Source organism: Bacillus sp. JJ1773, from assembly GCF_036962035.1.
Classification (GTDB): domain Bacteria; phylum Bacillota; class Bacilli; order Bacillales; family Cytobacillaceae; genus Cytobacillus.
In genome coordinates, this window is sequence record NZ_JBALNX010000144.1 from 1 (window position 1) to 8,339 (window position 8,339).

Genomic DNA, 8,339 nt, shown 5'->3' on the forward strand with positions numbered 1-8,339 from the left:
ATATTATATATTTTATAATATTTTTAAGATATAGAAAATTTAATTATCTACACAAAGACAAAAGTGAAGAAGTAAGTAGAGATTTTTACTGGCTAAATAAAAGTAACACACCTCTGCTACTTGGTCGTATGAGAGATTGCATCACCTACACATGTTGTAAAAAATATTATTAAGAAAAGGTGGATTATTTATGAAGGTACAGGGAGAAATCATAGTTGAAGCGAATCAAGAAGATGTTTGGAACGCATTAAATGATCCTGAAGTTCTTAAAAAAGCAACTCCTGGATGTAAAATTTTGAAAGAAATAGAACCTGACTCATATAAAGCAGAAATTGTTCTTGGTATTGCAGCAGTACGTGGTGAATATGAAGCTGAAATTCAAATTTTCGAAAAATCTGCACCGAACAGTTACCGACTTCTTATGAAAGCTGACAGTAAAATGGGCTTTATTGAAGGAAATGCGGTTGTTGAACTAGATTATAATCAACCAAAAACGACCATTCGTTATGAGGGTGAAGCAAAAGTTGGAGGACTTGTAGCAGGTGTAGGCCAGCGAATCTTATCAGGAATTGCAAAAATGATCGTAAAAGACTTTTTCAAGAAAATTGCAGCAGAAACAAAATTGAGAGAATTGACGTAAAAACTTCAATAAAGTCTACATAGGAAAAGAGGGATAATGTGAAACCAGCGGTCTTTGAATATTATTCACCAACTACACTTAAAGAAGCATTGGAATTATTGGATGAATTTGGCTTCAGTGCAAAAATAATTTCAGGTGGGCAAAGTCTTATCCCAATGATGAATATGCGTTTAGCTCGTCCTGAAGTGTTAATTGATATTAATAAAGTAGAAGAACTCAATTATATCCGAATAACAGATTCGGAAATTCAAATCGGCGGCCTTACCCGTCATTATCAAGTAGAACAATCGAAAGAAATCGAAGATATTTATCCCATGATTATTGAAGGAATGAAATTGATTGGTCACTCTCAGATCAGATCTCGTGGGACGATTGGGGGAAGTGTAGTACATGCCGACCCAACGGCTGAACTCCCTGTCATGCTAAGTACAATTGGGGCTACTATTACTTTAGCATCATCTGAAGGATATCGTACGATTACAACCGATGAGTTCTTTTTAACGTATTTAACAACAACGATGGAAATGAATGAGATATTAGTTTCGATTCAAATTCCACGTCCACCAGCAAATACGGGAAATGCGATTGACGAGTTTACATTAAGAAAAGGGGATTTCGCTATAGTTCTGGCTGCTGCATCCGTTACATTGGATGAAAGTGGAAAGGTGAAAACCGCAACTCTCGGTTTAGGAGGAGTTGATGGAGTCCCTGTTCTGTTAGATGAAGTAACAGATGGGCTTATCGGAAAATTTCCAGATAGAGATCTAATAAATGAATGCTGTAAAAAAATAGTAGATCTGGTTGATCCAGAACCCGATATTCATGCGAGTGCTGAATATCGAAAAGATTTATGCGTGACTTATGCGAAACGCGTACTAGAACGTGCGGCTGAAAGAGCTGTTTAAACGATAGATTGCAATTCTTTTATTTTACGGAGGTGGGATGATGACACAAAGTAACATAAAAAACATTCAAATAACTGTGAATGGAAAGAAGCACAGCGTATCAGTTGAACCGCGGATGCTGTTATCAGATGTTCTTCGTGATGAACTTGGTTTGACAGGAACACACGTCGGCTGTGAGCATGGAATTTGCGGTGCTTGTACAATAATGATGGATGGTAGGCCTGTCCGATCTTGTCTAGTGTTTGGTGTTCAAGCGGATGAAGCGAATATTACGACAGTAGAAGGGTTATCGGAGCCTGACGGTACTTTACACCCCCTACAAGAGGCATTTTGGGAAAAGCACGGTCTTCAGTGCGGGTTTTGTACACCAGGGGTTCTAATTTCTGCCTGCCATTTCCTTGAAGAGAATCCTCAACCAACCAGGGAAGAAATCCGCGAAGGAATCTCAGGGAATTTATGTCGCTGTACTGGCTATCAAAATATCGTCGATGCCGTAGAACTTGCCGCAGAACTGGTAAATAAGGACAAAAATCGTGTTGTAGATTCAAGAACTCTACAGGTCGCACAATCAGGAAGGAAGTGATTGGATGACCATCGGCAAAAGCGTGAAGCGAATTGAAGATCCACGGTTAATTACCGGAAAAGGCAGTTATGTCGGTGACATCATGTTACCTGATCAATGTGAGGCCCTAATTCTACGCAGTCCACATGCCCATGCTAATATTCTTAGCATTGACACAGAAAAAGCAAGAAAACTTTCTAATGTTCTAATGGTGATAACGGGGAAAGATCTTCCGAAAGATCTTTCTCCCATCCCAATGCGGCTCGCACCTAATGAAGCTTTGCTGAAAGCTTTGCAATATCCTTTAGCAAAAGAAAAAGTCCGCTATGTAGGAGAACCTGTAGCACTTATTGTAGCAACATCGAGATATATAGCAGAAGATGCTGCTGATCTAATAGATGTCATTTACGAACCGTTAACTCCTATCACAGAAGTTAATATATCAATTCAACCTGATACAGATTTGCTGCATCCTGAAATCGGAAGTAATGACGTCTTTCTCATTCATTCAACAAAGGGATCTGTTGATGAACAGTTAAAAAAATGTCCCTTTGTAATAGAGGAAGATTTATATATTCAAAGACATTCTGGTATTCCATTAGAAACTAGGGGGCTACTTGCATTTATAGATGAAGATGAAAGGCTTACTGTATATGGACCAACAAAAGTAGTTCATTTTAACCATCAGATCCTTGCAAAACTTTTAAATAAAAAAATTGAGGATATTCGACTCATTGAAACAGATGTTGGCGGTGGATTTGGGCCGAGAGGAGAATTCTATCCTGAAGATTACTTAATCCCTTTTGCCGCTCTGCAACTTGGGAGACCTATAAAATGGATTGAAGATCGGCTTGAGCATATGAAAGCAACGAATCATTCACGAGAACAAAAGCATCATGTAACCGTTGGATTTGATGAATATGGACGTATCCATGCCTTACGTGATGAAATATTCGTGGACACCGGCGCTTATATTCGTACCCATGGAGTAACTGTACCTGTATTAACCCAAGGGATGCTACCAGGGCCTTACGATATTCCTGCCTTAGAATTCACTACACATGTCGTTGCAACGAATAAAACACCAACTGGAACATACCGTGGTCCAGGCAGGTTTGAAGGAACGTTCGTTCGCGAGCGGATAATGGATATGATTGCTAAAAAACTTAATCTTGATCCGACTGTTGTCAGAGAAAGAAATTTAATTAAACCAGAGCAAATGCCATATACAAATGGAATATCTGCACTCGGCCAAGTCGTTGAGTACGATAGTGGTGACTATCTTCATATTTTGGAGACTGCACGTGAAAAAATGGATTGGAATAACTTTGCTGAACGAAAAATCAAAGCAAAGAAAGAAGGAAAAGTAATCGGATTAGGTTTTGCCATGTTTGTTGAAAAATCAGGGTTAGGTCCATGGGAATTCTGTGAGGTCGAGCTACTCGAAAGCGGGGAAGTTTCTTGCAAAACTGGATTAGCTGATGTCGGTCAAGGGGTCAAAACTGCACTTGCCCAAATTTGCTCTGATCAATTGGGGATCCCTTATTCGAAAGTGAATGTCATTCATGGAGATACAGATGAAGTGGAAAAAGGAAACGGCTCCTTTGCAACTCGGGGTACCGTTGTAGGAGGTTCTGCAGCTTGGTATGCTTCAGAAGCTCTAAAAAAGAAGATATTGACTGTGGCAGGTGCACAATTTGATCTTCCATCTCTGGATCTCGACATTCAGAAAGAATTCATTGTCCAAATTTCAAATCAGAGGAATATTTGTCCACTGGAGAATATCCTCTTAGAGTGCAAAAAACAAGGGGTCAAACTGAGTGAAAAATATACTTTTTCTATTGATCACATGTCGTATCCATACGGTGTTCACGCTGCTGAAGTTGAGATTGATACAGATACGGGAAAAGTAAAGATAGAAAAGTATTATATTGCTTATGATATAGGACGTGCGATTAACCCCTTATTAGTTCACGGACAGCTTGTTGGCGGTATGGCTCAAGGACTTGGTGGGGCCATGTACGAGGAACTACGATATGATGAAATGGGTCAACTAATAACGGGTTCATTCATGGACTACTTGATACCAAGTTCAATGGAAATGCCTGAAATCGATATTGAAATTATGGAAAATTCCCCCTCACCATTAAACCCTCTAGGTGTAAAAGGGGCGGGTGAAGGAGGAACCGTAGCTGTTGCGCCTGCAATCGCGAATGCCATCATGAATGCTCTAGATAAATACCACATTAATATTACATCCTTACCTATACGGCCTGAAGTGATCAGAGAAACGATAAAAAAAGGGCCTGTAAGGAATGAGGAGATGTGAAAATGAAGTATATAGGGAAAGCAATGAAACGAAAAATTGATCCCCGTTTAATACGGGGAAATGGGCGCTATATTGCGGATCTGATCATTCCTGGAACACTTTGCGCAGCTTTTTTAAGAAGCCCGCATGCCCATGCACAAATACGTGACATTGATTTGGAACAGGCACGCAAACTACCAGGGGTTGTTGCGGTATTTGGACCTGGGGATGGTAAAGAATTTCCTTCATTACCATTATTATTCCCACATCCTAACCTAATACCAGTTACGCAAATCCCCTTGAATTCAGTTGTGCACCATGTAGGTGAGCCGGTTGCAATGGTTATTGCAACGAACCGTTATATCGCAGAAGATGCCCTAGATTTAATCCAAGTAGATTACGAACGACTACCTGGGGTTGCCCATTTGGATCACGCTATTCAAAGCGATGCACCCCTGGCTCATACACATTTAAAATCAAATGTTGCTGCTCATTTTCAACAGTCAGTTGGAGATGCGAAGGCAGCAATGAAAGAGGCACCCGTCGTTATAAATCATCGTTTCCAAATCGGACGTGTTAGCTGTTTACCTATTGAAACAAGGGGATTGCTAGCTAAATGGGATTTTAACGGACCAGAACCATCGCTTGAAATATATGCTGCTACACAAAGTCAGCATGAAATGCGCTCGATATTAGCAAAATTATTAGCGGTTAAAGAAAATAATATCCGTGTCATTGCACCAGATGTCGGTGGGGCATTTGGAGCAAAAGCCATTTTCTATGTGGAAGATTTTCTTGTTTCATGGGCTGCACGGATGGTTAATGCCCCAGTGCGCTGGATTGAGGATCGAATGGAACATATGATGAGTTGTATTCATGAACGGGAACAGTTACATGAAGCGTCCATTGGGCTTACCAATGACGGAAAAATTCTTTCGGTTACAGATACGATGCTTGCTAATACAGGAGCGTATGTTCCTTGGGGGATTATTGTCCCTATTATGACTTCAACTCTTATCCCAGGACCTTACAAAGTACCGAATTATTTTTGCGATGCGAAGGTCTTATATACAAACACAGTTCCTTTAGCCCCGTTTAGGGGGGCTGGCCGCCCGCAGGCAGCATTAATTTTAAATCGATTACTCGATCAAGCAGCAGAGAAGCTACAGATTGATCCAGTTGAGATTCGCCGTCGTAACCTAATAGGTGCAGATGAATTCCCCTATAGAACTGGACTACGCTCTCGAGATGGAAAACCACAGATATATGATAGCGGGAACTATCCAAAAGTTCTAAATGAAGCTGTCGAACTTTCAGAATATCACAAGTGGCGCAAGAGGCAGCAAGAATATCGTGAAAATGGACGTTACATCGGGATAGGTGTAGCCTCTGCTGTTGAAAACACTGGATTTGGCTCTTTTGAAGGTGCAACGGTTCGTATTGAGATCAATGGTGATATTACTATCCTAACGAGTGCCGCTACTCAAGGACAAGGACATGAAACATCCCTTGCACAAGTTGCTGCAGAAGTCTTGGACATTCCGCTTGAGAAGATTACAGTGCTTGAAGGAGATACAAGTCTAATTTCCTATGGAACGGGGACATTTGCGAGCAGAATAGCAACGATTGTGGGTACAGCTGTATACAAGGCATCGAAAGGATTAAAAGAAAAAGCATTAAAAATTGCAGCTAGTAAACTTGAAACAGAAGTAAAGAAGATAGATATGAAAGATGGGTTTGTTTTTTCAGTGGATCAACCTTCGAAGAGAATCTCCCTAGGAGACTTAGCTCATGAAGCAAGAGGGCTGTTTCCTGGTACTACATATCCATACACTGTGGCACCAGGCTTAGAAGTAACCGATTATTATGCTCCAGAGGCTGCCGCTGTAACAGGTATGGCTGATATTGCAGTTGTAGAAGTTGACCCGAATTCTTGCGCTATTCGAATTTTAGATTATACATCCATCCACGATAATGGCACGCTGCTAAACCCTCTTATTGTTAAGGGGCAAGTCCAAGGGGGAATTGCTAATGGGATAGGGAATGCATTATTTGAGGAAGTTGTTTATGATCGACAAGGCCAGCTCCTAACAAGTACATTGATGGATTATCTTGTACCTTCATCCACTGAGATTCCTGATATGAAGATTGGCCACGTTGAGACAGCGTCTCCCCTTAACCCACTGGGAGTTAAAGGAGCAGGAGAAAGCGGTACAATTCCAGTTCCAGCAGTTCTTCAATCAGCAGTAGAAGATGCCTTACGCGAATGGAATGTAAAATTAGAAAAAATACCCGTTAAACCTGCTCATATAAAGGAGCTTCTCCGAAAATCGAGAGTCTATATAAATAGCTAGGTCCAAACAATGTGCAAAGTACTAACTCGGAATTGGTCCATTCGGAAGAAGTGTTAAATCAAATTTAATAGGAATTAATCTTATCATTTACCATTTGTATAGCCAGCAGCATTAAATTAGACGCCAGTAATGCTCCTTTCTGGGGATTATAAGCCACACAATATAAGTTAGCAAAATAATAAATAGAAGATAGGTGATATTATAAATGGGAAAACCAATAAAAGAAGTGAATTCTGATGTTTGTATCGTTGGTGCTGGTCCAGCTGGAATGCTTTTAGGACTCTTATTAGCAAAGCAAGGAATGGAAATCATCGTTTTAGAACAAAACATAGACTTTCATAGAGAATATCGCGGAGAAATTACACAGCCACGTTTTGTTCAATTGATGAAACAACTAAATTTATTAGATTATATAGAATCATATGATCACGTTAAAATTCCTGAAGTGGTAGTATTTCATGATAAAAATGAAATAATGCGACTCGCATTTAATACTTTAATCGAAGAAGAAAGTTACTGCGCCAGATTGACTCAACCAACTTTACTTGCTGCCTTACTAGAAAAAGCAAAGCAATATCCAAATTTCAAATTATTATTTAATACGAAAGTTAGAGACCTTTTAAGAGATGGAGAAAAAATCACTGGTGTCTATGCACAATCTAAGTATGGTGAACAAATTAACTTCTCAGACGATTTTGTTTTTGAAGGTGAGTTAAATATAAATGCAAGAGTAACAGTTGGTGTAGATGGAAGAAATTCTACTATAGAAAAACTTGCAAACTTCGAACTGGATTTAGACTATTATGATAACGATCTTTTATGGTTTTCTTTCAAAAAACCTGAATCATGGAACTATAATATTTACCATTTTTATTTCCAGAAAAATTATAATTATCTTTTCTTGCCTAAGTTGGATAATTACATCCAGTGTGGAATTTCTCTTACGAGAGGTGAGTTTCAGAAAATCAAGAAGGAAGGCATCGAGGTTTTCAAAGCAAAGATACTTTCTGACTTACCAATTCTAACTCCATATGTAGAACCTATGAATGACTTCAAAGATTTTGTTTTGCTTTTATGCAAAATGCGATATGTAAAGGATTGGGCCAAAGATGGTTGTCTACTAATAGGTGATGCAGCGCATTGTGTAACGCCATGGGGAGCAGTTGGAAGTACTTTGGCTATGGGAACTGCAGTTATCACAGCAGATGTTATTTATAAAGGATTTAAAAACGATGATTTAACACTTGAGACGCTTAAACAAGTACAAATACGACGTAAAGAAGAAGTTAAACTGATCCAAAATCTGCAATTAACTTTAGAAAAGTTTTTAACCCGAGAGCCAATAAAGAAAGATTTAGCACCTCTTATGTTCAATATTGCTACTAAAATGCCAGATGTAAAGACAGTATATAAACAACTATTTACAAGGGATATACCTTTAGATATTGATGAATCATTTATCTTCCATAGTGAATTAGTAGAAAGTGATGAAACAAAGCATAGTGTTGTATAGTACTGGAAGAGTTTAGACTAGAAAACTAGTTTAATAAAGGAGAATCAATGAATGTTT

6 protein-coding genes are annotated in these 8,339 nt (G+C 39.2%); all 6 read left to right on the forward strand.

Annotated features, from left to right (window positions below):
• Window positions 1–190 precede the first annotated feature (190 nt).
• The 6 genes from V7127_RS25460 to V7127_RS25485 all read left to right on the forward strand — a co-directional run bounded on the left by V7127_RS25460 (window position 191) and on the right by V7127_RS25485 (window position 8,282).
• Window positions 191–640, forward strand: coding sequence for a CoxG family protein (locus V7127_RS25460; RefSeq protein WP_335490972.1), 450 nt, complete (start codon window positions 191–193; stop codon window positions 638–640).
• A gap of 38 nt (window positions 641–678) precedes the next feature.
• A complete protein-coding gene (locus V7127_RS25465; RefSeq protein ID WP_335490976.1) occupies window positions 679–1,545 on the forward strand; it encodes an FAD binding domain-containing protein in 867 nt (288 codons plus the stop codon).
• Between the two features lie 40 nt (window positions 1,546–1,585).
• Window positions 1,586–2,128 (forward strand): (2Fe-2S)-binding protein, encoded by a 543-nt coding sequence (locus V7127_RS25470; RefSeq protein WP_335490986.1) that lies wholly within the window; start codon window positions 1,586–1,588, stop codon window positions 2,126–2,128.
• A gap of 4 nt (window positions 2,129–2,132) precedes the next feature.
• Entirely contained in the window at window positions 2,133–4,436 is a 2,304-nt protein-coding gene (locus tag V7127_RS25475) for a xanthine dehydrogenase family protein molybdopterin-binding subunit (RefSeq protein WP_335490978.1), read from the forward strand.
• Window positions 4,437–4,438: 2 nt separating this feature from the next.
• Complete coding sequence (locus V7127_RS25480; protein WP_335490981.1) at window positions 4,439–6,769, forward strand: xanthine dehydrogenase family protein molybdopterin-binding subunit; 2,331 nt, start codon at window positions 4,439–4,441, stop codon at window positions 6,767–6,769.
• A 205-nt stretch (window positions 6,770–6,974) separates the two neighbouring features.
• Window positions 6,975–8,282 carry an FAD-dependent monooxygenase gene (locus V7127_RS25485; protein WP_335490984.1) on the forward strand — a complete coding sequence of 436 codons (1,308 nt, stop codon included), beginning with the start codon at window positions 6,975–6,977 and terminating at the stop codon, window positions 8,280–8,282.
• Window positions 8,283–8,339: the final 57 nt, after the last annotated feature.